Below are 24444 nucleotides of genomic sequence, written 5' to 3'. Positions count from 1 at the left end.
TCTGCTCCTCGTGACCGCCCATGCTGGGGCGTCCTCCCTTCGACGTGAGGCGGTCAGTCACGGTCCCGGGACCGCTCTCGTCGGGCCGGGCCCCGAGGGGACGGGGCCCGGAGTGAAGGGAGGACGCACCCGTCGGGTGCGTCACGGGGGCAAGACCAGCGGCTACGGCGCGCTGTCGTGCGACAACGGACAGCTACGAGAGGCCGCCCGCCCCGGCCCGCAGTACGTCACCGCGGCAAGGACGTCCGATCGTCCGCCGCGTCGAACTCCCGCCTGGCCTCCTCGACCTTCGGCAGGTTCTCCACGGACCAGTCGGCGAGGTGGGCGAAGATCGGGGCCAGGCTGCGGCCGAGGGCGCTGATCTCGTACTCGACGCGGGGCGGCACCTCGGGGTGGTAGGTGCGCACGACCAGGCCGTCGCGCTCCATCTGGCGCAGCCGCTGGGTCAGGACCTTCGGCGTGATGGTGCCGACGTTGCGCTGGAGTTCGACGAAACGCTGCCGGCCGAACTCGTTCAGCGTCCACAGGATCGGCGTCGTCCAGCGGCTGAAGACGAGGTCGACGACCGGGGAGACCGGGCACGCCCGCTCCGCGTCGACCTGTCCGCCCTGCGTGGTGACGCTGCCCATGACGCCGGTACTCGCGCCGCCCATTCGGTCCCTCCAGGGAAGTCACTTTCCTCTAGGTACCTACTATACCGAGGATGCTAGCGTCGCCGACATCGCCCAACTCCGCCCTGTGTCAACGACTTTGGGAGTCATCGTGATCGCTGTGACCGGAGCCTCCGGAAACGTCGGCCGTCCGCTCGTCGAGGCGCTCGCCATCGCCGGCGAGAAGGTGACGGCCGTCTCCCGCAGTCCCCTCCCCCACGAACTCCCGGAGGGAGCGCGGCATGTCCGCGCCGACCTCGCCGATCCCGCCACCCTGGGCCCCGCCCTGGACGGCGCGGACGCCCTGTTCCTCCTGCTGGCCGGCGAGCTGCTCGGCGGCGGCGCACCCGCCGTAGAGGTGCTGGCCGCCGCCAGGGAAGCCGGCGTGCGGCGCGTCGTCCTGCTCTCCTCGCAGATCAACGGCACCCGCCCGGACGCCCTTTCGCACGGCCGCCTGCGGGAGTTCGAGGAGGCCGTACGCTCCTCGGGCCTCGGCTGGACGATCCTTCGCCCGGGCGGCTTCGCCTCCAACGCCTACGCCTGGAGCGAGAGCGTCCGCACGCGGCGCGCCGTGAGCGCCCCGTTCGCCGACGTGGCGCTGCCGGTCGTGGACCCGGCGGACATCGCCGCGGTCGCCGCCGTGGCCCTGCGCGACGAGGGCCACTTTGGGCAGACGTACGAGCTGACCGGGCCGGCCCCCGTCACCCCGCGCGAGCAGGCCGCGGCACTCTCCGAGGCGCTCGGCGAGCAGGTGGGCTTCGTGGAGCTGACCCGTGAGCAGGCCCGCGAGCACATGGCGCGGTTCATGCCCGAGCCCGTGATCGAGGGCACGCTCGGCATCCTGGGCGAGCCGCTCCCCGCCGAACAGCGGGTCAGCCCCGACATCGAAAGGGTCCTCGGCCGCCCGGCCGGCTCCTTCGCCGGGTGGGCGCGGCGCAACGCCCATGCCTTCGCGTAACGCCACGCCACAGCCGCACGGCGGCCCTACGTGTCGGCCCCGCGTCTCAGCACGGAAGCGGCTTGCGCCACGCGCACTCGACGTCGGCGTTCGCGCCGCCCCTGAGCGTGGCGGCGGGCGCCGCGGCCTCGGCGGTCGACCTGGCCAGCGTCACCACGATGGCATCCTCCAGCGCCTTCACGGACGAGGCCAGATAGTTGTTGAGGACGATGCCGTAGGCGAGTTCCCGTCCGTCGGCGGTGGTGACGTACCCGGAGAGAGCCGACGCCCCCGTCAACGACCCTGTCTTGGCACGGGCGTTGAGCGCGGCGGGCGTTCCGCACATCCGTGTGCGCAGGGTGCCCCCGACGAACCGGCCGGGGGCGCAGGCGACGGGCAGCGAGCGGTACCAGTCGGCGTACCAGGGCTCGGCGCGCACGGCGAGGAGCAGGTCGACGAGCTGGCCGGCGGAGAAGTTGTTCATCCGCGACAGCCCGGAACCGTCCACCTGCCGCACCTTCCCGGCGTCGACGCCCACACCCTTGAGGTAGCCGTTGATCGCGGCCAGCCCGGCGCCCCAGCTCCCCTGCCGGGAGACCTCGTGGCCCATGGCCTTGGTGAGGATCTCGGCGTGCATGTTGTTGGAGAGTTTCATGAACGGGACGAGTAGTTCCTTCAGCGGCATGGACCGATGGGAGACCAGCTCCACGGCCGCAGCGGGTGTCTGACGCCCGAGCCGCGTGGGGCCGCTCACCCTGACCCCGTGCTCCGCGAGCGCGTCCCGGAAGACGGCGGCGGCGTATCCGGTGGGCTCCCACACGGTGACCCACTCCTTGGCACCGGCTCCGCCGACCGGGGTCGTGCCGCTGACCACCACGGTGTTCGTGCCGTGCGCCCGCTCGACGGTGAGGTCGTTCGCCCCGCCGGCGGCGACGGTCGTGGCCCGTACGTCGACCTCGACGTAGTCGGTGTCGGGGGTGACGGACACGACCGGCTCGTCTCCGGCCTCCTCCCCCGCCGCGACCGTGACGATCACGGTCCCCGTGTCGTAGTCGGTGTCCGGCGCCACGCTCAACGCGCTGATCTGCGCGGAGTAGTAGGAGGACTCGTCGTCGGCGGCCCAGGAGCGCCCGAGCCGCACGCTGTCGAAGCGGGTGTCGTCGGCGATCAGCCGCCCGTCCACCCGCCTCACGCCCGCCGCCGCCAGGCGCGCGGCCAGTGCGTCGTAGTCCTCGGCGAGCAGGGTCGGGTCCCCGGTGCCGCGCAGGTACAGGTCGCCGCGCAGCACGGAGCCTTGCCGTCGCCCGGTGGCCAGGACGTCGGTGGTGAACCGGTACTCCGGCCCGAGGATCTCCATGGCCGCGGCCGAGGTGGCGAGCTTGGCGTTGGAGGCGGGCATCAGCCGGGTGGAGGGAAGACGCTGATAGAGGAGCTCACCGGTGCCGGCGTCCGCGACCACGACGCTCGCCACCCCGCCCTCCATCCGCGCATCGCCCAGGACGGTGTCGACGGCCTCCGGCAGGCCGGTACGGCCGGAGTCCGCACCGGCCTGCGCGCCGGGCCCCAGGACAGCGGCGACGAGCGCCACGGCGACGGGCCATATCCACGTTCTTCTACGGGAGTTGAAGCCTCTCCCGGAAACTCTCACGGGTCCGCTCATGCTTCAGCAGCATCCCGGACAACCGCCCGCGGCGACAGAGCACCTCCGGGCACCTCCCGTCCCGCAGCCCGGCTCAGCCCAGCCCCCAGGCCCGCCCCATCCGATACGCGGCACACAGGTTCACGTCCAGGACATACGCCCCGGCACTCCCGCACTGCTCGCTCCCGCTCCCCGGATCGACGGGCTGCCCGTGCCCCATCCCGGTCACGCTGTACGTCTCCACGACCGCGCGCCCGCCCGCGTCCCGGAAGACCTCGTGCGGATACCCGGCGACGCTGTCGCTGACGTCGGCGACCTGGTCGGCGCCGTGCACATCGGTCCACTGCTTCATCAGGTCGCTCATGTTGACGGGCTTCACGGTGTAGTCGGCCGTGCCCTGGAAGGCGACGAGGGTGGGCCAGGGCCCGGCGAACCCGGGCCGGGCGGCACGCACCCGCTCCCCCCACTGCTGCGCGCTCTGCGTCGCTCCGACGTACATGCACACATACGGCGACCCGGCGGCCTGTGCACACCCGTACGGCAGCCCGGCGACGATCCCGCCCGACGCGAACCTCTCCGGGTACGCCGCCATCAGCACGGCGGTCATCGCGCCCCCGGCGGACAGCCCGGTGGCATACACCCGCGCCCCGTCGCCGGAGGTGTCGGCGAGCTGCCGGTCGACCATCTGCGCGACGGACGCGGCCTCGCCCTGGCCGCGCGCGATGTCGCCGTTCTGGAACCAGTTGAAGCAGGACGAGGCGTTGTTGGCGGTCTGCTGCTGCGGCAGCACGACGGAGAAGCCCCAGCGGTCGGCGAGCTGGAGCCAGCCGCTGCCGGTGCCGTATCCGGAGGCGTTCTGGGTGCATCCGTGCAGCGCGACGACCACGGGCCGGCCGGCGGGCAGCCCGTCGGGGACATACCGGAACATGCGCAGGGCACCGGGGTTGGAGCCGAACCCGGTCCCCTCCTGGAGCGAGGCGGCCGTGGCCCGGCCCGGCGTGAGGAGAGCGGCGATCAGGGCGACGAGAAGGGTCGCGAGGACGACGATGCGACGGCTTGCGGCTCTGGTCTGTGTCATGCGGAGGGACCGTAGAAGCCTGAACGACCCGCCGATATGGAGTGGGACCCCACAACGGACGCCTCCGTCATGGTGGTTCACTCGGAGAGCGAAGTACCCCTACGGAACTGCCGCACGAACGTCCTCGGGTCCCGCACGACCTCCCACAGGCCGGCCCCGAGCAGCAGCAGGCTGCTCACGAAGCACACCCAGAACACGAACTGGGCGCCCGACGCGAGGTTGTCGGTGCTGCCGCCCTCGTGGAGGCAGTACGCCTGCGGGGGAAACGCCTTGGAGACGCCGACGCCGCCGTAGTACAGGGAGCACGGGTCCTCGCCGGGGTCCTTGATCGTGTCGTCCGCCGTGACGACGAGCAGCCAGGCCACCGCCGCCACCGGAACCGTGACGAACACCGACATCTTCGTCCAGAGCGGCAGGCGGGGATGGCCGAGGAGCCCGCTCAGCGCGATCAGTACGACGCCGAACGCGGCGGCGACGGCAACGGCGGCGGACGTCTCTCCCGCCACCGCGTCCAGCAGCCAGACCACCCCGGCCACCGGGGGCGCGGTCAGGACGAGGACCTTGACGCCGGGCGCGATCCGCGGGTGCGCGAGCAGGTACAGCGCGACCGCGCACGCGAGGAGGACGAGGAGACCGATCATCGGGGGCGGCGGTTCACGGGGACGGGAACGTCGGAGGGACGGTGGACGGAGGCAGCGGCATCGGCCGCCCGGTGTCGGCGCCCCGGTGCGTCTCGTCCTTCTTCCACGGTCCGACGCCGAGCTGCCCTGTCGTGCCGAGGTCCAGTTCCGGCTCCACCATGACGGGGGCCGCACCGGGCTTGGCCCGCACACGGACGTACGGCGCGTTCACCGGAGCGCCGGCCCCGGCCTCGGTGGTGTTCCGCCACGCCAGCGTCGACTGAGCGGCCTCACCCGGGCGCAGAACAAGGGGTTGCGGGCTGCCGCCCCCTCCGGTGGCGGTGCTGATCCGATCGGTCCCCTTCAGGATCCGCACACCGTCCACGGAGTCGTGGTCCTCGTCGAGGAGTTCGAGCTCCGGGTAGCCGTTGAGCTCATAGCTCTCGGTGCCGCAGTTGACGAGATGCAGTCCGACGACGCGCAGCCCCATCGCGGCGTCCCCCTCGTCCGCGTAGACGCGCACCCCGGACGCGGGACACGGCCCCGAGGCGGACGGCGCCTGGTCGGCGGGAACGCTGCGCACCTTGATCACCTCGACGCCCGACACCTCGGGCGCGTGCCCGGCCGTCTCCGCCACGGCGACGGCCCCCTTGACGGTCCGTCCCGGCCCGACCGCCTCGACGGTCTGCTCGACGTTGTCGACCGCAGCGCCGGACGCCGCGCGGAACCCGAAGGTCACCGTGTAAGTGGCCGCCTTCCTCCCGCTGTTGGTGACCTCGAACTCGGCGGAGTAGTCGGCCGCGCAGCCGGACTCCGAGCCCCAGGCGTACAGGCCGGTGACCTTCACGCCGTTCTCGCCCGGACCGTCGGGAGAGGGCAGGGGCAGCGGCGTCGGCGAACCGGAGGGGGTGACGGACGCCTGGGCCCCGGCAGGCGGCGGCGTGCCGCCGTACTGGGAGTAGTCCGACGGGCACAGCGGGGCGGCACTGACCGGAGCCCCGGCGTCGCGAGCCCACGTCGCGTCATCGCCCTGCGAGGCGCTCTGGGAACCACACGCGGCGAGCAGCAGAACACCGGCTAATGCGGCGGGAACGGTACGCGAGGCGGTAGACATCCGCCCACCTCATCAGGGGGCGGCACTCCAGGCTGTGATGGAAGCCACAGCTCCGGTCACAGCGCGGTCACAGATCATTCCGGCATGGCAAAGGCCCCGCTGCCCGGAGGTGGCGGGGCCTTTGCCCACATGGGTGAGAGGAGGTTCGGAAACCTCCCGATCGTGGAGATGGCGGGAATCGAACCCGCGTCCAACGGTGCAGAATCAGGGCTTCTCCGTGTGCAGTTCGCTGTGATTTTCTCGGCCCCGGCGATCACGCGAACAAGTCGCCGACGGGCCCAGTCACTGTTTGATTTCCCATCCGACCCCGTGACCGGGCCGGATGGTTTAGTTCCCTAGATTATGCCAGGGTCCGGGTCGGGAACATCCCCGGTCTGACACCCGTAAGGGCCTTCACTCACTGCTTATTAGGCAGCGAGGGCGAAGGCGCGGGAATCGCTCTTGGAATTGGCGATTATTGGTTGCGACATATGGTTAACGAGATCATTGCCGCTTCCTCGACACGCTTCCCCTGTTTCAACAGCCGCTGTCGAAACCGATCATCCCCATGTTGTTTTTTCAATCCCCTCCGAGGAGGGATGCGCACCCGCTGTGAGGTGCGGTGCCATCGTACGTGACCAACGCACGACGATGCCACCGTATTCCCGGCCGGCCCGCCGGCTACCCGCCCCGCTGCTTCCGCTTCGCCGCCGCGATCGCCCGGTCCGACTCCCGCCGGTCCTGCTTCTCCCGCAGGGTCTGGCGCTTGTCGTACTCCTTCTTGCCTCGCGCGAGAGCGATCTCGGCCTTCGCGCGGCCGTCCTTGAAGTACAGCGCGAGGGGCACGATCGTGTGACCCGTCTCCTGGGACTTGGCCTCCAGCTTGTCGATCTCCTCGCGGTGCAGGAGGAGCTTGCGCTTGCGGCGCGCGGAGTGGTTGGTCCAGCTGCCCTGGTGGTACTCGGGGATGTGGGCGTTGTGCAGCCACGCCTCGCCCCGGTCGATCTGGACGAAGCCGTCGGTCAGCGACGTCCGACCCTCACGCAGCGACTTGACCTCGGTGCCCATGAGGACCAGGCCGGCCTCATAGGTGTCGATGATCGCGTAGTCGTGCCGGGCCTTCTTGTTCTGGGCGACGATCTTGCGCTTGCCGCCCTTCTCGCCGTCCCTGGCCTTCGCGGCCGCCGCCCCGCCCTGCTTGGGCTGGGACTCCTTCGGTACGTACATTCCCTTGCTCATAGTGCCGTCCATTTTCGCACTAGGGAGGGGGTGCGCGGAAAGCCGATTTACGAGCCGCCGTGAGCCGCTACGAGTCGCCGAGTCCGCTGAGGACCGTCTCGGCCCGCTCCAGGACCCCCCGGTCGGCGTCCAGGTCGGGCGTGATCCCCGTGCCGTCGACGGTACGGCCCGAGGGGGTGCGGTAGTGCCCGACGGTCAGCTCGGCGACGGAACCGTCGGGGAGGCGGCTCGGCATCTGGACCGAGCCCTTGCCGAACGTGCGGGTGCCCACGACGACCGCGCGGCCGCGGTCCTGAAGGGCGCCGGTGAGCAGCTCGGCCGCGCTCATCGTGCCGCCGTCGACGAGCGCGACCAGGGGTCTGTCGGTGTCACCGCCGGGGTCGGCGTGCAGGGCGCGCTGGTCGCCGTCGACGTCGTAGGTGGCGACGAGGCCGCCGTCGAGGAAGGCGGAGGCCGCGGTGACGGCCTCGGTGACCAGGCCGCCGGAGTTGCCGCGCAGATCGAGGACGACGCCGGTGGCGGCCGGGGCCTGCCGTACGGCCTCGCGGACCGCGTCGCCGGAGCCCTTGGTGAAGGAGGAGATCCTGATGACGGTGATGCCGCCGGCGAGTTCTGAGACGGTGACCGAGTCGGTGGACAGCCGGGCGCGGCGCAGAGTGAGGTCCCACGCGTGCGTGCCGCGCTCCAGGCCCACCTTCACCGGCGTACCGGCGGGCGCGTCCTTCGCGTCGCCCCGCAGTAAGGAGACGACCTCGGTGACCGGACGCCCGTCGACCTTCTTGCCGTCGACGCTGCGCAGCAGGTCGCCGGCCCGGATCCCGGCGGTGGCCGCGGGCGACCCGGTCCCCACCTTCGTCACCTCGATACGGCCGTCCCGCTCGCGCCGGGCCCACAGCCCGACGCCGGTGTACTCGCCGTCGAGGGCCTCCTCGAACTCCTTGTACTCGCCCTGGGAGTAGACGGCGCCCCAGCGGTCCCCGCTGCGGCTGACCGCGCGTTGGGCGGCCTCCATGGGGGACTTGCCCTCGGCCATGGCCTCGGCGGCGGCCTCGGCGACGTCCATGTGCCGGCCCGCGGGTGCGGCCGAACCGGCGGCGTCGGCCGAGGTTTTCCGGTCACCGGGCAGGGAACCGGTCGCGGCACCGGCGACGAGCACGCTCGCGAACACCAATGTCAGGGCGGCCCCGCGGCCGAAGCGGCGGGGCTGACAGAACAGGTCACGACCTGACATGCCGGTGAGTCTAGGACAACGCGAAGGGGCCGTACGGCCCGTTGCCCGTACGGCCCCCTTGGCGTTGGTCACACCTTCAGATACTTGCGCAGCGCGAAGAACGCCGCCAACGCGGGCATCAGAAGGCTGGTCGCGAGGATGAGCGGCAGCTTGGTCAACACGGCTTCCCAGCCGATGAAGTTGACCAAGGTCAGCTGATCGGCCAGGGCGAGCCCGTGGTCGATGAGGAAGTACCGCGCGATCACCAGGAACGCGCAGGCGACGGTCCCGCCGATGAGCCCGGCGACCGCGGCCTCCATGATGAACGGCGCCTGGATGTAGAAGCCCGAGGCGCCGACCAGGCGCATGATCCCGGTCTCCCGCCGACGGCTGAACGCCGAGACGCGCACCGTGTTGACGATCAGCATCAGCGCGACGACGAGCATCAGCGCCATCACCGCGCGTGCCGCCCAGTTCATGCCGTTGAGCAGCTTGAAGAGGTTGTCCAGGATGCCCTTCTGGTCCTGCACGGACTGCACGCCGTCCCGCCCGTTGAAGGCGGTCGCGACGACCTGGTACTTCTCGGGGTCCTTCAGCTTGATCCGGTACGACTCCTGCAGCTGGTCCGGCGTGAGCGAGGCGGCCAGCGGGGAGTCGCCGAACTGCTCCTTGTAGTGCTTGTACGCCTGGTCCTGCGACTCGTACGTCACCTTCTCGACGACCGTCATCTTGTCCAGGTCGGCGAGGATCTGCTTCTTCTGGTCGTCGGTGACGGCGCCCTTGGCGCAGTTGGGGTCGGACTCGGCGTCGGCCTTGTTGCACAGGAAGACCGAGACGTTGACCTTGTCGTACCAGTAGCCCTTCATGGTGTTGACCTGGTCGCTCATCAGGAGCGACCCGCCGAACAGGGCGAGCGACAGGGCGACGGAGACGACGACGGCGAACGTCATCGTCAGATTGCGGCGGAGACCGACACCGATCTCGGAGAGTACGAACTGGGCGCGCATGGCGGCTTCTTCAGGCCTTTCCGGACTTCTACGGGGGTCAGTGCTGGTAGCCGTAGACGCCGCGCGCCTGGTCGCGGACGAGGCGGCCCTTCTCCAGCTCGATGACGCGCTTGCGCATCTGGTCCACGATGTTCTGATCGTGTGTGGCCATCACGACGGTCGTACCGGTCCGGTTGATCCGGTCGAGCAGCTTCATGATGCCGACGGAGGTCTGCGGGTCGAGGTTGCCGGTGGGCTCGTCCGCGATCAGCAGCTTCGGCCGGTTGACGAACGCGCGCGCGATCGCCACCCGCTGCTGCTCACCACCGGACAGCTCACCGGGCATCCGGTCCTCCTTCCCGCCCAGCCCGACGAGGTCGAGCACCTGCGGAACGGACTTGCGGATCTCGCCGCGGGACTTGCCGATGACCTCCTGCGCGAAGGCCACGTTCTCCGCGACCGTCTTGTTCGGCAGCAGCCGGAAGTCCTGGAACACCGTCCCCAGCTGGCGCCGCATCTGCGGCACCTTCCAGTTGGACAGGCGCGCGAGGTCCTTGCCCAGAACGTGCACCTGCCCGTGACTGCACCGCTCCTCGCGGAGGATCAGCCGCAGGAAGGTGGACTTTCCGGAGCCCGAGGACCCCACGAGGAACACGAACTCGCCCTTCTCCACTTCCAGGGACACATCCCTGAGTGCGGGGCGGTTCTGCTTGGGGTAGACCTTGGAGACGTTGTCGAATCGGATCACGGATGCACCACGGGTCGCCGGGGGTAGATGAGGGGGACCATACGCGAACCGGGGGCGGGGGCGCAGTCACCAGGAGGGTTGCGCACCCCTTGTGCACTTTTGTACGGGCTTCGCTCTTTGACGGACGGCGATGGCGCGCCCCGTCAGGGGCGCGGGACTGTATCGATGTGCGGCTCCGCCGCGTGGGCGCGACCAGCCCCACACGACCCGCATCCGCGAGACAATCGGAACCACCCTCCGAGAGCGCCCGAGCCCTTTCCGGAGGAACCTGGCATTGTGGAGGGGGGAACGTTCTCGGGGCCCAACCCGTTGAACCCCCGGAGGGAACTCGCAAGGAGGGTGGCGCATGACGTACGACCGGCTGGTGTGCGCGAACTGTGCCGCACCCGTGAGTGAGGGCCGCTGCCCCGTGTGCCGGGCGAACCGAGAGCGGCTCCAGCAGGAGAACCCGTTCGCGGGTCTGAACCCGATGACGCTGATCGCCCTGCTGGCGGTGCTGATCGCGGCGGTGGCCCTGCTGGCGCACCAGACCGCATAGGCGGCGGACATACATGACGAGGGGCCCGGAGCGAACGCGCTCCGGGCCCCTCGGTCGCACGGCGTGAATCACGCAGCGTGGACGACCGGCTACCGTCAGGCAGCCGCACCGCCACGGCCGCTCACGAGGCGCGGCAGGACGCGGAAGCCGATACCGCCGGCGATCATCGTGGCGGCGCCGACCAGCAGGAAGGTGGTCTGAGCGGCACCGGTCTCGGCGAGCTGGTCACCGCCACCCTGGGCGGAGGTGCTGGTGCCCGTGCCGGTACCGGTACCGGTCGTCTCGGTGCCGGTGTCCGTCAGGGAGGAGGAACCCTCCTCCTGCGGGGACGTGCCACCGTCGGGGTCGGTGTTGTCGTTACCGCCGCCGTTGTTGCCGTTCCCGTTCCCGTTCCCGTTGCCGTTCCCGTTGTCGTCACCCGGGTCGGTCGGGTCCGTGGTCGGGTCCTGGGTGGGCTCCTGCGGCTCGGTCGGCTCCACCGTCGGGTCCGTCGGGACCGTGGGCTCGTCGGTCGGAATGTCCGTCGGGATGTCCGTCGGGATGTCGGTCGGCGGGTCGGTGGGCACGGGCGGGTCCGTCGGGTTCTCGCCCAGGCACACAAGGCCGAGCAGGCAGTTGTCCGCCTCCGCGGCAGATGCGGCGCCCGCAAGGGAAAGCGAGGCGCCGGCCGCGATCACGGCGCCGGCCGCGACGCGCGCGATGCGGATCCGCGTCTTCTTCGTCATGTGGTTGCTACCCCCAGTAGCTGAATCGTTCGGTGAGGCGGCGCTCGGGGGCCGTGATCGACGGGGGTAGTGCCTTAACTCAAGTCCCCCGGTTCACATGCGCCCCAGAGATACGCATGCCACGCTTTACCATTCCCATTTTTCAAAGACTCGTCAAGGCCGTTTGCTGGCGCCATGTCCAAATACGGGGGCTATGCCAGGAGTTGGAGCCTGTGAGTGTGATGTAAAACCCAGACATGCAGGCACAGAAAAGGCAACTGCCGCCGGGACCGCGGCAGTTGCCTTGTCGACAAAGTTACTTCTCTTGCTGCTTGCGCCAGCGAATTCCGGCTTCGAGGAACCCGTCGATCTCACCGTTGAACACGGCCTCGGGGTTACCGACCTCGAAGTCGGTCCGCAGGTCCTTGACCATCTGGTACGGGTGCAGCACGTACGACCGCATCTGGTTGCCCCAGGAGTTGCCGCCGTCGCCCTTCAGGGCGTTCATCTTCTCCTGCTCCTCCTGCCGGCGCCGCTCGAGCAGCTTGGCCTGGAGGACGTTCATCGCGGTGGCCTTGTTCTGGATCTGCGACCGCTCGTTCTGGCAGGAGACGACGATGCCGGTGGGGAGGTGGGTGAGGCGCACCGCGGAGTCGGTGGTGTTCACGCCCTGCCCGCCGGGGCCGGACGACCGGTACACGTCCACCCGCAGCTCGGACTCGTCGATCTCGATGTGGTCGGTCTGCTCGACCACGGGGAGGATCTCGACGCCCGCGAAGGAGGTCTGCCGGCGCCCCTGGTTGTCGAAGGGCGAGATACGGACGAGCCGGTGGGTGCCCTGCTCCACGGAGAGGGTCCCGTAGGCGTACGGCGACTGCACGGCGAAGGTGGTCGACTTGATGCCGGCCTCTTCGGCGTACGACGTCTCGTAGATCTCGGTCTTGAAGCCGCGCTGCTCGGCCCAGCGCAGGTACATGCGCTGGAGCTTCTCGGCGAAGTCGGCGGCGTCGACGCCACCGGCCTCGGCGCGGATGTTGACGAGTGCCTCACGGGCGTCGTACTCGCCGCTGAGGAGCGTCCGCACCTCCATCTCGTCCAGCGCCTTGCGGACGGCGGCGAGCTCGGACTCGGCCTCGGCGCGGGTGTCCGGGTCGTCCTCCTCCTCGGCCATCTCGAAGAGAACGCCGAGGTCGTCGATACGACCGCGGAGGGCCTCGGCCTTCCGCACCTCCGCCTGGAGGTGGGAGAGCTTGCTGGTGATCTTCTGCGCCTCGTCCGGGTTGTCCCACAGGGACGGCGCGGCCGCCTGCTCCTCGAGCACGGCGATGTCTGCCCTCAGCTTGTCGAGGTCCAGAACGGCCTCGATCGACTCCATGGTCGAGGAGAGGGACTTGAGCTCTTCGGATACATCGACGACTGCCACGCCTCCAGCGTAACGGCTCCGCCAAGCGGCGAGCCCCGGGCGCCCTGGGCCGCCCACTCAGCCCGTCCGGCCTCACCCACCCACAGAAGGCCCGCCCCCCGGCGCCGGTCCGTGCATCTCCAGCCCGTCCGGCGTTTGAGGACGAGGCCGCAGGCCGATGGGGGTCCAGGGGGCGGAGCCCCCTGGCGGGGTCGAAGGGGCAGCGCCCCTTCAAGGGATGGGACGGGTAGGGGCGGCGGGGGCGAGGAAGGTCAGGGCGCTGCCGGGGCCGAGTTCTGCGTGTCCTGCGGGGTCGCGTCCGCGTCGTCACCGGAGGTCGCCAGCCACGTACCCACACCCGCCGCCGCGACCAGCGCCACCGCGGCCGCCCCGAGCACCACCCGCCGTCGCCGCGTCGCCGCCCGATGCCGCGCCGACCCCGGCCGCGGCGCACCGGCCGCCCGCGGCACCCGAGCCGTACCCCGCGCACCCCCGGCCAGCTCGTCGGGCCCCGGCACCCTCATCGACGTATGCGTGTCCCGGTTGGAGTCGGCCGGCTTCGCCCCCGGCACCAGAGGCACCGCGCCCCGCCGCCGCACCCGCTCCCCCACCGGCGCCGCTTCCTCCGCGGCCGGAGCCTCCTCCTCCGCGGACTCGGCGTCCGGCTCGTCCACGTCCAGCGGCGGCATCCCGGCGATCAGCGGCAGCAGCTCCCGCAGCCGCACCCCGAGCTCCGAGGCCCGCAGCCGCGAGGCCGGCGCCTTCGCGAGGCACTGCACGATCAGCTGCCACAGCTCGTCGGGGATGCCGGGCAGGGGCACCACCGTCTCGGTGACATGGCGGCGCAGGACCGCTCCGGGGTGGCCGCCGCCGAACGGCGTGAAGCCCGCCAGCAGCTCGTACAGGACCGTGGCGAGGGCGTAGATGTCGACCGCCGCCCGCGGGGGCAGGCCCTCCACGATCTCCGGCGCCAGGTAGTCCGGCGTCCCGATGATCTTCGTGGCGCGCGTACGGCGCGGTGAGTCGATGAGTTTCGCCACACCGAAGTCCGTCAGCAGGGCCGGGTGGGCGCCGCCCGGTCCCAGCGGGCCCTGCATGTCCAGCAGCACGTTCTCCGGCTTCACGTCCCGGTGCACGACCCCGGCGGCGTGCGCCGCCGCGAGCCCGTCCGCGACGTCCGCGACGATCGCCACCGCCGCCTCGGGCGCGAGCCGTCGGTCCCGGTCGAGCCGGGTGCGCAGGTCCGTGCCCCGGACCAGGTCCATCACCAGCGCGAGGTCGTTGCCGTCGACCACCAGGTCGCGGACGGAGACGACGTTCGGGTGTTCGAGGCCGAGCAGCGCCGTGCGCTCCTGCACGAAGCGTCCGACGAGTTCCTGGTCGGACGCGAGATCCTCGCGCAGCAGCTTGATGGCGACGGGCCCCTCGGGTCCCTCGCCCAGCCACACCGTGCCGGCGCTGCCCCGCCCCAGGATCTGGTTGGCGGTGTACCGGCTGCCGATCTTCCGTGCCAAGACTGCTCCTACGACGACGCGTGTGTCGCGCTGCGTCACTCCGGGGGCCGTCCCCCGGACCCCCAGCCGACAAAACCGGGACCCTTGGTCGACAAAACTACGCGCCCAGGAACCCAACGTTCACCGCGGAGGCGGAAATCACCCGCCAGATGTCGACAAAGAACCAAACCAGCCGACGCTCACGCCGCCGCCGGTCAGTTGATGCGCGAAAGTCAGTTGGTGCGCGGAAGTCAGTTGGTGCCCGGGTCAGTTGGTGCCCGAGCCTCCGCCCGAACCCCCGCCCAGGTCCCCGATCCACCCGGTCACGGTGCTGAACCATTCGCTGAGCTGATCCCAGTAGCCCTTGCCCGTGCCGATCCATTCCTGCAAGGGGCTCAGCTCCCAGATCAGCCAGCCCGCGACGAAGAGGATGATGATCGTGAACAGGCACCCCTTGAGGCAGCCGAGCCCGGGGATCCGCATCGGGTTGGCGCTGCGCTGACGCGGCTGACGCGGCTCGCGCTGCGGCCGCTGCGGCTCCGGGGTGGACGGCGGGGCGTACCGCTGGGGCTGCTGCTGCGGCTGACGCGGTGGGGCGTATTGCTGCGGCTGGTGCTGCTGCGGGTGGCCGTAGCCCTGCTGTCCGCGGCCCTGCGGGGGCCGCTGCTGCTGGGGGTGCGGCGGCTGCTGCGGGCGGGCGACCTGGCGCTGCGGGCGTCGGCGCAGCGGGTCCTGGTCGGGGTCGAGGTACTGGACCTGCGTCTGCTCGTTGCGGTCCCGGGCGGCGCGCAGCTGGTTCTGCCAGGGGTGCGGCTCCTCGGGGCCGGGTTGACCGGGCTGCCCGCCGGGAGGTCCCGGTGGCATCGACGGCATGACGGCCGTCGGGTCGGCGGCGCCCGCCGGGCCGGGGGCGCCGGTGTGCGGCAGGACGCTGGTGGCGCCGTTCGGGTCGTACGCCCCGGGGGGCGCCCCGTGCTGCAGCACCTGGGTGGGGTCGGCGGAGCCCGGCACGGTGGCCGGTGCGGGGTCGGGGGCGAGCAGTGCGGCGACGCCCTCGGCCGCGGCGATCTGCGCGGAGTTCGCGTGCACGCCGATGCCCTCGGCGACGACGCGCAGGCCGCGGGCGAGGTTCTCGGCGCTGGGCCTTTCGTCGGGGCTCTTGCGCAGGCAGCGTTCTATGACCGTCCAGAGCGGGTCGGGGACCGTGGACGGGCGGCGCGGCTCGGCGCTGAGGTGCTGGTGCAGGACCTCCAGGGCGGAACCGCCGCCGAACGGGGGACGGCCGGTCACCAGCTCGTAGAGGAGGATGCCGGCGCCGTAGATGTCTACCGCGGAGGTCTGCGGGCGGCCCTCGGCGGACTCGGGCGCGATGTACGCGGGCGTGCCGACGAACTCGTGGGTGCGGGTCAGGCCCGGGGAGTCGGCGAGGCGGGCGATGCCGAAGTCGGTCAGCATCGGGTGCATCTGGCCGCCGTTCTGCTGGAGCAGGACGTTGGCGGGCTTCAGGTCGCGGTGGACGACGCCGTCGGCGTGGCTGGCGGCGAGGGCGTCGGCGATCTGCGCGGTGAGCAGGGCGGCGGCGACCGGGGTGAAGGGGCCGTTCTCGCGGAGGTAGCGGTGCAGGTCGGGGCCGTCGACGAGGTCCATGACCAGAGCCAGCAGCTCACCCTCGACGACCAGGTCGCGGACCCGGACGATGTTCGGGTGGGTCAGGCGCAGCAGGACGGAGCGCTCCCGCAGGAAGCGCATGACGATGTCCGCGTCACTGGCGAGCTCCTCCTTGAGGACCTTGATCGCGACGGTCTCGCCGGGCTGCCCCTGCACGGCCGCCTCGGCACCCGCGGTCTCCCGCTGGCGGGCTCGCCAGACGGTCCCCGTGGCGCCGCGACCGAGCGGCTCCTCGAGGAAGTACTTGCTGCCTACCGGCCGCACGTCGCGCTCCCTGCTGCTTGCCTACGTTCCGAACCACTGTAGTGCCGTGCCCCCGGACACCGGCTTGTCGTCATTCTGTCCGTCTTACGTACGGCTTCCCGTACATGTTCGAAGGAAAGACGCTCGGCTCAGTCTCGTGGTTGCCGCAAGCGGAAGTGAGCGATCTCAACTGATCGCCGGCAGTGCACTTGTCAGGCACTTTTGCGGGCAGAGCCGACCAATCAAGATCACTTACCTTCGGGCGGGGGGCGCGTTGTCAGTGGCAGGTGCGAGGATGCGTGCAGTACTGGCCGATGTGCTCGTGTGGGGTGGGGAGATCCATCAGACGGGCCCTGGTCCGCGCCCGCGCAGAAGGGACCGCTGACGCCGATGCAGATCCGGCTGACCGTCGTAGACCCGCTGGCCCCGCCTGCCCCGGTGCGAGGCCGCGCCGCCAGCTGCGACGTGCTGGTCACGGCGCCGGCGGGCACGGCCCTGGCCGCGGTGGCGTCGGCGCTCGCCTCGGCGGTGTCCGGGGGCGACGGGCCGGTCGTGCTGTACGCGGGCGCGGAGCGGCTCGACGACCGGCGCAGCACACTCGGCGAACCGCCGCTGATAGACGGCGCGGTGCTGTCCCTGGGCGCCCCGGCAGCGCCCGAACCCCACCCCGAGCTGGACGACGCCCCGACCCAGCTCCAGGTCGTGGCCGGCCCGGACGCGGGCGGGGTCCATCTCCTGCACGGCGGCGAGATCCGCATCGGCCGCTCCGCCGAGGCCGACGTGCCGCTCGACGACCCGGACGTCTCGCGGCTGCACTGCGCGGTCACGGTCGCCGCCGACGGCCGCGTCTCGGTCGCCGACCTCGGCTCCACGAACGGCACGACGCTGGACGGGACGCGCGTGACCACCCGCCCGGTGCGGTTCGCGCCGGGGGCGCTGCTGCGGATCGGCGAGTCGGCGCTGCGGCTGGCTCCGGCCGGGGGCCCGGGGGCACGGGTGCGGACGGAGCCGGACGGGGAGGGGCACACACGCGTCCCTGCCGCAGCCGACCAGGGCGTGGCCGCGGTCACCGGCCCGCAGAGCGACGGCCGCCCTGCCGCGCCCTCAGGAGCCGGAGCGCCGGTGCCCCACGCGCGCGTGGCGGACGGCGGCGACACGACCGCCCGGGACCGCGGCCCGGTCGAGCCGCCCAGCGTGCCGGTGCAGGGCGGGGCACCGCGGATCGAACGGGACGGCGGGTCCGACGGACCGCTTCCGGGACCGCGCGCGGGCGACACACACGGCGCGGGTTTCGGAGTGGGCGCGCTCCACGGGAGTTACGAGGACGAAGGCGGGAGCCCCGAGGACGGAGGCGCCGGCAGCCGCCGCAAGGGCACCCCGCTGCGGGGCACCGACGTGCCGCCCGGCGTGCGCAGGCGCGGTGGACTCACGGCATGGGCGCGGCGGCTGACGGGCGGACGCGGCGAGCAGGGAGCGGCGACCGGGGATGAGAGGTACGACGACGTGCCGCCCGCCGAGTCGCCGGGGCGCCCCTCGGCGGCCAACAGCTCCCGGCTGCCGGAGACCTGGCCGGACCCCGCGTCACTGCTGCTGACGGCCCTGGGCCCCGGACCCCGGCTGTGGGAGCGCGCCCCAGGCCACCCGGAGTCCCTCACCGTGCGGCTCGGCACGGCCGACCGTGCGGCGCCCGACGGGTCGGGCCTGCTGCCCGCCGTCCCGGTGACCGCCGATCTGCGTGAGGTCGGGGCACTGGGTCTGGCCGGTCCGCGCGAGCGGCTCGCCGGGCTGGCCCGCGCGGTGATCGCCCAGCTCGCCGCGCTGCACTCACCCGACGTTCTGGAGACGGTCCTGATCAGCGCGGACCGCTCCCGCCCTCTGGAGGAGCGCACCGCCGAGTGGGCGTGGCTGGGCTGGCTCCCGCATGTCCGCCCCGGGCACGGCCAGGACTGCCGCCTGCTGCTGGCCTACGACCGCGAACAGGCGACGGCCCGCACGGAGGAGTTGCTGCGGCGGCTGGAGGACCTGACGGCGGAGACGGGGGACGGGGTCGCCGGGGCGAGCTCCGCACCGCCGCCCGTCACCGTCACGGACGGTCAGGGGGCGGCCCGGCGTGCCGGTCACCGGCCCTCCTGGGCCCAGGACGACGACCCGGCCGACGGGGCGGCGGGCGGATTCGCGGGGCCGTACACGGTGGTCGTCGTGGATGGCGACCCCGGAGGCGCCGACCTGCGCAAGGCGGTGGCACGGCTGGCGCTGGAGGGTCCGCGGGCCGGCATTCACGTCGTGTGCCTCGCCGAGACGGCTGCGGCCTCGCCCGCGTCGCCGGTGACGGAGACCTATGAGGCGGCGTGCACGGCGGCGCCGGCGTTCCGGGAGTGCGGGGCGGTCGGGCTGCTCAGCGGTGATGTGGCGACGGCGCTGCGGCTGGTGCGGGTGGCGCGGGCCGGGGCGGTCCCGACGGTCACTCAGGCCGGGAGCGGGGCGCAGACCCACCCGCGCGCGGTGGACGCGTCCCGGACGGGTGCCGCCGTTCAGGGCCCTGGCGGCCGCACCTCCGCGGAGCACGACACGACAGGCCACGGCCCGGGCACACACGGCCCGTTCGGCCACAGCCCGTTGAGCACCGGCACCGCCGGGCCCGGCCCCACCACGTCCGCTGCCTCCGCTCCCACTCCCACTCCCGCCCCCACCCACGGTCCCGTCGGGCACGGCACCGTCGCCGCCGTGGACGCCGTTTCCCTCGCCTGGGCGGAGCGGTTCGCGCGGGCGCTGGCGCCGTTGCGTACGGAGGGGGCCGCCGGGGAGCGCCACGCGCGCGTGTCCGTGCCGTTGCCTCAGGCGGCGCGGCTGCTGGACGAGCTGGGGCTGGCCCGGGCCACCCCGGCGTCGCTGATGGCGCGGTGGGCGGACGCGGCCGACGACCCGGAGGCCCTCGGCGGGCGGGCGTGCGCCGTGCTCGGGGCCGGGCCGCGCGGACCGGTCGGCGCGGACCTCGGCGCCGACGGACCGCACCTGCTGATCGAGGGGCCGCCCGGCAGCGGGCGTACGGAGCTGCTGCGGGCCGTCGTCGCCTCGCTGGCCGCGGCCGAGCGGCCGGACCGGCTGGGTGTCGTGCTGATCGACGGCCGGGACGGCGTCGGCGCGGGCGAAGGACACGGTGACGGGCTGCGGGTCTGCACGGACGTCCCCCATGTCACCACCCACCTCACCGCCAACGACCCCGTCCGTATGCGGGAGTTCGCCCAGTCGCTCAGCGCCGAGCTGAAGCGGCGCGCCGAGCTGCTCGGGCGGTCCGACTTCGCCGAGTGGCACACCGGTCGGACGCTGTCGGGCCGAGTGGTCGCGCAGCGCGCGGCGGGTGGCGGCGCCGGGCACGGCACCGGTTCCGGGGCCGGTGACTTCACGGGGGATCTGGACTCACCGTCCAGTTCCACCATCCGGCTGCGGCCGGGGGCGGCCCGTCGGCAGGCCGAGGCGGAGGCCGTGCCGCCGCTGCCCCGGCTGGTCGTGGTCGTCGACGACCTGGACGCGCTGGTCTCGCCCGCGCTGGGGTCGACGGGCAGGCCCGCCGCGGGTTCGGTGATACGCGCGTTGGAGGCCGTGGCCCGGGAGGGCGAGCGGCTCGGGGTGCATCTGGTGGCCGCCGCGGGGATCGGGGGCCGTACGGCGGAGTCGGAGCCGGCGCGACGGGCGACGCTGCGGGTGACGCTGGACGCGGTGGCGGCGGGCCCGGACGAGCCGGCGCCGGGGCGCGGGCGGCTGACCCGGGCGGACGGCAGAGTGGTGCCGTTCCAGGGCGGCCGGGTCACGGGGCGTATCCCGCGGACGGCGACGCTGCGGCCCACGGTCGTGCCGCTGGAGTGGCACCGCATGGGCGATCCGCCGGCCCGGCGCCCGGTCCGCGAGCTGGGCAACGGCCCCACGGATCTGGCGTTGCTGGCCAGCGCGCTGGAGAGGGCGGCCCGGCAGGTCTCGGCGGCCGGGGTGCCGTCCCTCCTGTGACGCCGGTCGGCAAACTTCAGCCCGTCCGGGGGTGCCCCCTCCGGGGGAGCTTGAGGACGAGGCCGTTCAGGCCGATAGCAAGGGTCTGAGGGCACAGCCCTCAGGGACGCGAGCCCCCGCGTACCCGTACGTCTTCGGTCCAGCCGTCGCAGACACACGGCCTGGTCACGAGGCGGTCACGATCCCCCGCTTGACAGCGGACGCGGTCTTGCCGCCCCCAAACCCAAGGCGTAGACCAGATCGCACGGGACAGCGCTCGAACGTTCGACGATGCACGAAGAACGGGGCAGTCATGCGCAGCACGAGCAGCAAGAACCGGACAAGCAGGGCCGCAAGGGCCGCGGCGGCCGTACTCGCAGGTGCCCTCGCCGTCTCGCTCACCGCATGCGGAGGCGATGACGACAGCGGCGGCAACGGCAACGAGCAGGGCGGGACCGGCCAGGAGACCGGCAACACCGTCACCCTTCCCAAGCTGGACGGCGAGTCCCTGGAGGTCGCCGCCGTCTGGACCGGTGCCGAACAGGCCAACTTCAAGCAGGTCCTCGCGGAGTTCGAGAAACGCACGGGCGCCAAGGTGACCTTCGTGCCCGCACAGGACCCGATCATCAACTTCCTCGGCTCGAAGGTGGCGGGCGGCCAGCCGCCGGACATCGCGATGCTTCCGCAGCCCGGCGCCATCAAGCAGGCCGTCGACAAGAAGTGGGCCAAGCCCCTCGGCGCCGATGCGATCAAGGAGCTCCAGGAGAACTACTCGCCGGGCTGGCAGAACATCGGCAAGGTCGACAACAGGCAGTACGGCGTCTACTACAAGGCCGCCAACAAGTCCCTGATCTGGTACAACAACCAGGTCTTCGAGAACGCCGGGGCCACCGAGCCCAAGACGTGGGACGAGCTTCTCGCCACCGCCCAGACCGTCTACGACTCCGGCGTCACACCGTTCTCGGTCGGTGGCGCCGAAGGCTGGACCCTCACCGACTGGTTCGAGAACATCTACCTCTCCCAGGCGGGTCCCGAGAAGTACGACCAGCTGGCCAAGCACGAGATCAAGTGGACCGACCCGTCCGTGAAGGACGCGCTCACCACGCTCGCCCAGGTGTGGGGCAAGAAGGACTACGTGGCGGGCGGCGCGACCGGCGCGCTCCAGACGGACTTCCCGGCCTCCGTCACGCAGGTCTTCACCGGCGGCGACCAGCCGAAGGCCGCCATGGTCTACGAGGGCGACTTCGCCCAGGTCAACATCGTCCAGGCCAAGGCGAAGGTCGGCACGGACGCGAAGGTGTTCCCGTTCCCGACCGTCGGTGACACGGCGCCCGTCGTCTCCGGCGGTGACGCGGCCGTCATCCTCCAGGACTCCAAGGCGGCGCAGGCCCTGGCCACCTGGCTCGCCTCCCCGGACGCGGCGACGATCCAGGCGAAGCTCGGCGGTTACCTGTCGCCGAACAAGAACGTGGACAACTCGGCGTATCCGAACGAGGTGCAGCAGAAGATCGCCAAGGCGCTCATCGACTCCGGTGACGACTTCCGCTTCGACATGTCCGACCAGGCCCCGCAGGCATTCGGCGGCACGCCCGGCAAGGGCGAGTGGAAGGCCCTCCAGGACTTCCTGAAGAACCCGACGGACATCGCGGGCACGCAAGCGAAGCTGGAAGCCGACGCGGCCGCGGCGTACGGAAACTGACGCCATGGCGTCGACGGAAGCGGCAGGGGTCACTCCGACCCCTGCCGCACCCAAGTCGCGCAAGAGCGTGACCGGCACCCGCAGGACGGTGGCAGTGCTCTTCCTGCTGCCCGCCCTCGTGCTGCTCGGCGCGCTCGTGGTCTACCCGATCGGGTACTCGGTCGTCCGCAGCTTCTACGACCAGTCCGGCGACGGCTTCGCCGGGTTCGACAACTACGAGGCGCTCTTCACCGACGACGGCATCCGCACCGCCCTGAAGAACAACGTCATCTGGGTGGTGTTCGCCCCGACGGTCGCCACCGCGCTCGGTCTGATCTTCGCGGTGCTGACCGAGCGGGTGCGCTGGGGTACGGCGTTCAAGCTGGTCATCTTCATGCCGATGGCGATCTCGATGCTGGCGGCGGGCATCATCTTCCGGCTCGTCTACGACCAGGACCCGGACAAGGGCGTCGCGAACGCGGTGTGGGTGGGCGTCCATGACACCTTCGCGCAGGCGTCGGCGTTCCCGAAGGCCCACCCTGGCCGCGAGTCGCCCCTCGAAGCGGCGCCGGGCGGCGGCTTCATCACCAAGGCCACCGTCAGCGCCGGCACCCCGGTCTCCCTGCCCCTCGTCGGCGTCGCCCCCGACCAGATGCCGGACGACGCCAAGAAGGCCGTACCGGCGAAGGCCGATCCGTCCGGGATCACCGGCACCACCTGGCAGGACTTCACGCGTGGCAAGGGTGTCGGCACGCTCGGCGGGGTCGACGCGTCGGAGCTGGGCTATGCCGGGATGAAGATCGAGGCCGTCAAGGGCGGCGAGGTCGTGGCCTCGACGACGGCCGCCGACGACGGCACGTTCACGCTGCCGGCCGCCGCCGAGGGGGCCCAGCTCCGGCTGCCGCCGGACAACTTCAAGGAGCCGTACAACGGCGTGGACTGGCTCGGCCCGTCCCTCGTCACGCCGGCCATCATCGCTTCGTACATCTGGATGTGGGCCGGTTTCGCGATGGTGCTGATCGCGGCCGGGCTCGCGGGCATCCCGCGCGATCTGCTGGAGGCGGCCCGCGTCGACGGCGCCAACGAGTGGCAGGTGTTCCGCAGGGTCACGGTGCCCCTGCTGGCGCCCGTCCTCGCGGTCGTCACCGTCACCTTGATGATCAATGTCCTGAAGGTCTTCGACCTGGTCTTCATCATCGCCCCGGGCTCCTCCCAGGACGACGCGAACGTGCTCGCCCTGGAGCTGTACCGCAAGGGCTTCTCCGAGGACCAGCCAGGCATCGCGAGCGCGATCGCGGTGTTCCTGCTGCTCTTGGTGATTCCCGTGATGTGGTTCAACATCCGTCGGCTCAGGCGGGAGGTCCGGCGATGAAGGTGCACGTGACCGTCTGCTGGAGGTCCGGGGGTTACCCCCCGGATATGAGCAGTAACATCCGCAGGCTGCGGCGGGAGGTGCGGCGATGAGTGCGGACGCCGGCGGGCTCACCAAAGGGGCGCCCGAGCCGCTCACGACCTCCAGGGGCGAGCAGTCCCTCGGCGCCCGGCTCGCCGGTTTCGTCAGCGGTGGGCTGGTGCGGGTGTTCCTCATCGTCGTGGGACTGTTCTGGCTGGTTCCGACGATCGGGCTGCTGCTGTCGTCCCTCCGGCCGCCGGAGGAGATGACCGCCAGCGGCTGGTGGGAGGTCTTCAGCAAGCCCTCCCAACTCACCTTCGAGAGCTACGACAAGCTCCTGAGCAATCCCGACATCACCGACTCGGTCCTCAACACCGTGCTGATCACGGTCCCGGCGACGGTCCTGGTCGTCGTCATCGGCTCGCTCGCGGGCTACGCGTTCGCCTGGATGGAGTTCCCGGGCCGCGACTGGTGGTTCCTGGGCGTGGTCGGCCTGCTGGTCGTGCCGGTGCAGGTGGCGCTGATCCCGATCGCCGAACTGTTCGGCAACATCGGCATCTTCGGCTCGCTGATCGGCGTGATCCTCTTCCACGTCGGCTTCGGGCTGCCCTTCGCGGTGTTCCTGCTGCGGAACTTCTTCGCGGAGATCCCGCGGGAGCTGCTGGAGGCGGCGCGCCTGGACGGCGCCGGTGAACTGCGCCTGTTCTTCCGTGTCGTGATGCCGCTCGGCGGTCCGGCGATCGCCGCGCTCGGCATCTTCCAGTTCCTGTGGGTGTGGAACGACATGCTGGTCGCGCTGATCTTCACGGATTCGGGGAGCCAGCCGATCACGGTCGCGCTCCAGACCCAGGTACGGCAGTTCGGCAACAACGTCGACGTCCTGGCACCCGGGGCATTCATCTCCATGGTGATCCCGCTGGTCGTGTTCTTCGCGTTCCAGCGGCAGTTCGTGTCCGGCGTGATGGCGGGCGCGGTCAAGTAGCCGCGAACGCAAGGGAGTTGAAGGGGCGGGCCGTGATCGGCCCGCCCCTTTTCCCTTCCTTCATGATCCCCCGTATGCCGTACCTCGCCGTAACCAAGTCACTCCATTGGCCGTTCCCGGGCAAGGCGCTGTCGCCGCCTGCCGTCCCGGTCGACCAAGTGG

The 24444-nt window shown here is 71.5% G+C and carries 19 protein-coding genes and 1 other RNA gene; 6 read left to right on the top strand and 14 right to left on the bottom strand.

Annotated features, from left to right (window positions below; translation table 11 throughout):
- Nucleotides 1–227 precede the first annotated feature (227 nt).
- Nucleotides 228–653: a winged helix-turn-helix transcriptional regulator gene (locus tag ADK36_RS33260; protein ID WP_078916659.1), complete on the bottom strand. Its 426-nt coding sequence runs from the start codon at nucleotides 651–653 to the stop codon at nucleotides 228–230.
- Between the two features lie 109 nt (nucleotides 654–762).
- On the opposite strand from ADK36_RS33260, the gene ADK36_RS33255 reads away from it, so the two are divergent.
- Nucleotides 763–1608, top strand: coding sequence for an SDR family oxidoreductase (locus tag ADK36_RS33255; RefSeq protein WP_053200102.1), 846 nt, complete (start codon nucleotides 763–765; stop codon nucleotides 1606–1608).
- 46 nt (nucleotides 1609–1654) lie between these two features.
- Here ADK36_RS33255 and dacB read toward each other — a convergent pair whose 3' ends face one another.
- The 9 genes from dacB to ftsE all read right to left on the bottom strand — a co-directional run bounded on the left by dacB (nucleotide 1655) and on the right by ftsE (nucleotide 10200).
- A complete protein-coding gene (gene dacB / locus ADK36_RS33250; protein ID WP_053200100.1) occupies nucleotides 1655–3247 on the bottom strand; it encodes a D-alanyl-D-alanine carboxypeptidase/D-alanyl-D-alanine endopeptidase in 1593 nt (530 codons plus the stop codon).
- A 73-nt stretch (nucleotides 3248–3320) separates the two neighbouring features.
- Nucleotides 3321–4304 carry an extracellular catalytic domain type 1 short-chain-length polyhydroxyalkanoate depolymerase gene (locus ADK36_RS33245; protein WP_053200098.1) on the bottom strand — a complete coding sequence of 328 codons (984 nt, stop codon included), beginning with the start codon at nucleotides 4302–4304 and terminating at the stop codon, nucleotides 3321–3323.
- A 77-nt stretch (nucleotides 4305–4381) separates the two neighbouring features.
- Nucleotides 4382–4945 carry a hypothetical protein gene (locus ADK36_RS33240; RefSeq protein ID WP_053200097.1) on the bottom strand — a complete coding sequence of 188 codons (564 nt, stop codon included), beginning with the start codon at nucleotides 4943–4945 and terminating at the stop codon, nucleotides 4382–4384.
- A gap of 13 nt (nucleotides 4946–4958) precedes the next feature.
- Nucleotides 4959–6038 (bottom strand): DUF4232 domain-containing protein, encoded by a 1080-nt coding sequence (locus ADK36_RS33235; RefSeq protein WP_053200095.1) that lies wholly within the window; start codon nucleotides 6036–6038, stop codon nucleotides 4959–4961.
- 160 nt (nucleotides 6039–6198) lie between these two features.
- Nucleotides 6199–6585, bottom strand: a transfer-messenger RNA (tmRNA) gene (ssrA, locus tag ADK36_RS45505).
- Nucleotides 6586–6698: 113 nt separating this feature from the next.
- Entirely contained in the window at nucleotides 6699–7244 is a 546-nt protein-coding gene (smpB, locus tag ADK36_RS33230; RefSeq protein WP_048586207.1) for an SsrA-binding protein SmpB, read from the bottom strand.
- 79 nt (nucleotides 7245–7323) lie between these two features.
- Nucleotides 7324–8487 (bottom strand): S41 family peptidase, encoded by a 1164-nt coding sequence (locus ADK36_RS33225; RefSeq protein WP_199830297.1) that lies wholly within the window; start codon nucleotides 8485–8487, stop codon nucleotides 7324–7326.
- A 68-nt stretch (nucleotides 8488–8555) separates the two neighbouring features.
- Nucleotides 8556–9473 carry a permease-like cell division protein FtsX gene (ftsX, locus tag ADK36_RS33220; protein WP_048586205.1) on the bottom strand — a complete coding sequence of 306 codons (918 nt, stop codon included), beginning with the start codon at nucleotides 9471–9473 and terminating at the stop codon, nucleotides 8556–8558.
- Nucleotides 9474–9510: 37 nt separating this feature from the next.
- Entirely contained in the window at nucleotides 9511–10200 is a 690-nt protein-coding gene (gene ftsE / locus ADK36_RS33215; RefSeq protein WP_030051349.1) for a cell division ATP-binding protein FtsE, read from the bottom strand.
- A 346-nt stretch (nucleotides 10201–10546) separates the two neighbouring features.
- Between ftsE and ADK36_RS33210 the strand changes: the two genes are divergently transcribed.
- Complete coding sequence (locus ADK36_RS33210) at nucleotides 10547–10738, top strand: hypothetical protein (protein WP_048586204.1); 192 nt, start codon at nucleotides 10547–10549, stop codon at nucleotides 10736–10738.
- Between the two features lie 95 nt (nucleotides 10739–10833).
- Here the strand turns inward: ADK36_RS33210 and ADK36_RS33205 are convergent, their stop codons facing one another.
- From ADK36_RS33205 to ADK36_RS33190, 4 genes are all read right to left on the bottom strand, one after another.
- Nucleotides 10834–11463, bottom strand: coding sequence for an LPXTG cell wall anchor domain-containing protein (locus ADK36_RS33205; RefSeq protein WP_053200093.1), 630 nt, complete (start codon nucleotides 11461–11463; stop codon nucleotides 10834–10836).
- A gap of 295 nt (nucleotides 11464–11758) precedes the next feature.
- Entirely contained in the window at nucleotides 11759–12865 is a 1107-nt protein-coding gene (gene prfB / locus ADK36_RS33200) for a peptide chain release factor 2 (protein ID WP_048586202.1), read from the bottom strand.
- A gap of 251 nt (nucleotides 12866–13116) precedes the next feature.
- Entirely contained in the window at nucleotides 13117–14358 is a 1242-nt protein-coding gene (locus ADK36_RS33195; RefSeq protein ID WP_048586201.1) for a serine/threonine-protein kinase, read from the bottom strand.
- Nucleotides 14359–14604: 246 nt separating this feature from the next.
- The gene (locus ADK36_RS33190) at nucleotides 14605–16269 is read right to left on the bottom strand and encodes a serine/threonine-protein kinase (RefSeq protein ID WP_048586200.1); all 1665 of its coding nucleotides are present in this window, start codon (nucleotides 16267–16269) and stop codon (nucleotides 14605–14607) included.
- Nucleotides 16270–16638: 369 nt separating this feature from the next.
- Here ADK36_RS33190 and ADK36_RS33185 point away from each other — a divergent pair, with 369 nt between their 5' ends.
- From ADK36_RS33185 to ADK36_RS33170, 4 genes are all read left to right on the top strand, one after another.
- Nucleotides 16639–20250, top strand: a complete 3612-nt coding sequence (locus tag ADK36_RS33185) for an FHA domain-containing protein (RefSeq protein ID WP_053200091.1) — start codon at nucleotides 16639–16641, stop codon at nucleotides 20248–20250.
- A gap of 292 nt (nucleotides 20251–20542) precedes the next feature.
- A complete protein-coding gene (locus ADK36_RS33180) occupies nucleotides 20543–21928 on the top strand; it encodes an ABC transporter substrate-binding protein (RefSeq protein WP_048586198.1) in 1386 nt (461 codons plus the stop codon).
- Between the two features lie 4 nt (nucleotides 21929–21932).
- Nucleotides 21933–23279, top strand: a complete 1347-nt coding sequence (locus tag ADK36_RS33175; RefSeq protein WP_234329968.1) for a carbohydrate ABC transporter permease — start codon at nucleotides 21933–21935, stop codon at nucleotides 23277–23279.
- 88 nt (nucleotides 23280–23367) lie between these two features.
- A complete protein-coding gene (locus ADK36_RS33170) occupies nucleotides 23368–24282 on the top strand; it encodes a carbohydrate ABC transporter permease (protein ID WP_048586197.1) in 915 nt (304 codons plus the stop codon).
- Nucleotides 24283–24444 lie beyond the last annotated feature (162 nt).

The sequence above is a fragment of the Streptomyces viridochromogenes genome, assembly GCF_001270495.1.
Lineage (GTDB): Bacteria > Actinomycetota > Actinomycetes > Streptomycetales > Streptomycetaceae > Streptomyces > Streptomyces viridochromogenes_A.
This window is presented reverse-complemented; position numbering and strand designations above follow the sequence as displayed.

What these genes read in the sequence shown, in the direction of transcription:
- ADK36_RS33260 (WP_078916659.1), bottom strand. Translation starts at nt 653, where the DNA reads ATGGGCGGCGCGAGTACCGGCGTCATGGGCAGCGTCACCACGCAGGGC.
- dacB (WP_053200100.1), bottom strand. Translation starts at nt 3,247, where the DNA reads ATGAGCGGACCCGTGAGAGTTTCCGGGAGAGGCTTCAACTCCCGTAGA.
- ADK36_RS33245 (WP_053200098.1), bottom strand. Translation starts at nt 4,304, where the DNA reads ATGACACAGACCAGAGCCGCAAGCCGTCGCATCGTCGTCCTCGCGACC.
- ADK36_RS33240 (WP_053200097.1), bottom strand. Translation starts at nt 4,945, where the DNA reads ATGATCGGTCTCCTCGTCCTCCTCGCGTGCGCGGTCGCGCTGTACCTG.
- ADK36_RS33235 (WP_053200095.1), bottom strand. Translation starts at nt 6,038, where the DNA reads ATGTCTACCGCCTCGCGTACCGTTCCCGCCGCATTAGCCGGTGTTCTG.
- smpB (WP_048586207.1), bottom strand. Translation starts at nt 7,244, where the DNA reads ATGTACGTACCGAAGGAGTCCCAGCCCAAGCAGGGCGGGGCGGCGGCC.
- ADK36_RS33225 (WP_199830297.1), bottom strand. Translation starts at nt 8,487, where the DNA reads ATGTCAGGTCGTGACCTGTTCTGTCAGCCCCGCCGCTTCGGCCGCGGG.
- ftsX (WP_048586205.1), bottom strand. Translation starts at nt 9,473, where the DNA reads ATGCGCGCCCAGTTCGTACTCTCCGAGATCGGTGTCGGTCTCCGCCGC.
- ADK36_RS33210 (WP_048586204.1), top strand. Translation starts at nt 10,547, where the DNA reads ATGACGTACGACCGGCTGGTGTGCGCGAACTGTGCCGCACCCGTGAGT.
- ADK36_RS33205 (WP_053200093.1), bottom strand. Translation starts at nt 11,463, where the DNA reads ATGACGAAGAAGACGCGGATCCGCATCGCGCGCGTCGCGGCCGGCGCC.
- ADK36_RS33185 (WP_053200091.1), top strand. Translation starts at nt 16,639, where the DNA reads ATGCAGATCCGGCTGACCGTCGTAGACCCGCTGGCCCCGCCTGCCCCG.
- ADK36_RS33180 (WP_048586198.1), top strand. Translation starts at nt 20,543, where the DNA reads ATGCGCAGCACGAGCAGCAAGAACCGGACAAGCAGGGCCGCAAGGGCC.
- ADK36_RS33175 (WP_234329968.1), top strand. Translation starts at nt 21,933, where the DNA reads ATGGCGTCGACGGAAGCGGCAGGGGTCACTCCGACCCCTGCCGCACCC.
- ADK36_RS33170 (WP_048586197.1), top strand. Translation starts at nt 23,368, where the DNA reads ATGAGTGCGGACGCCGGCGGGCTCACCAAAGGGGCGCCCGAGCCGCTC.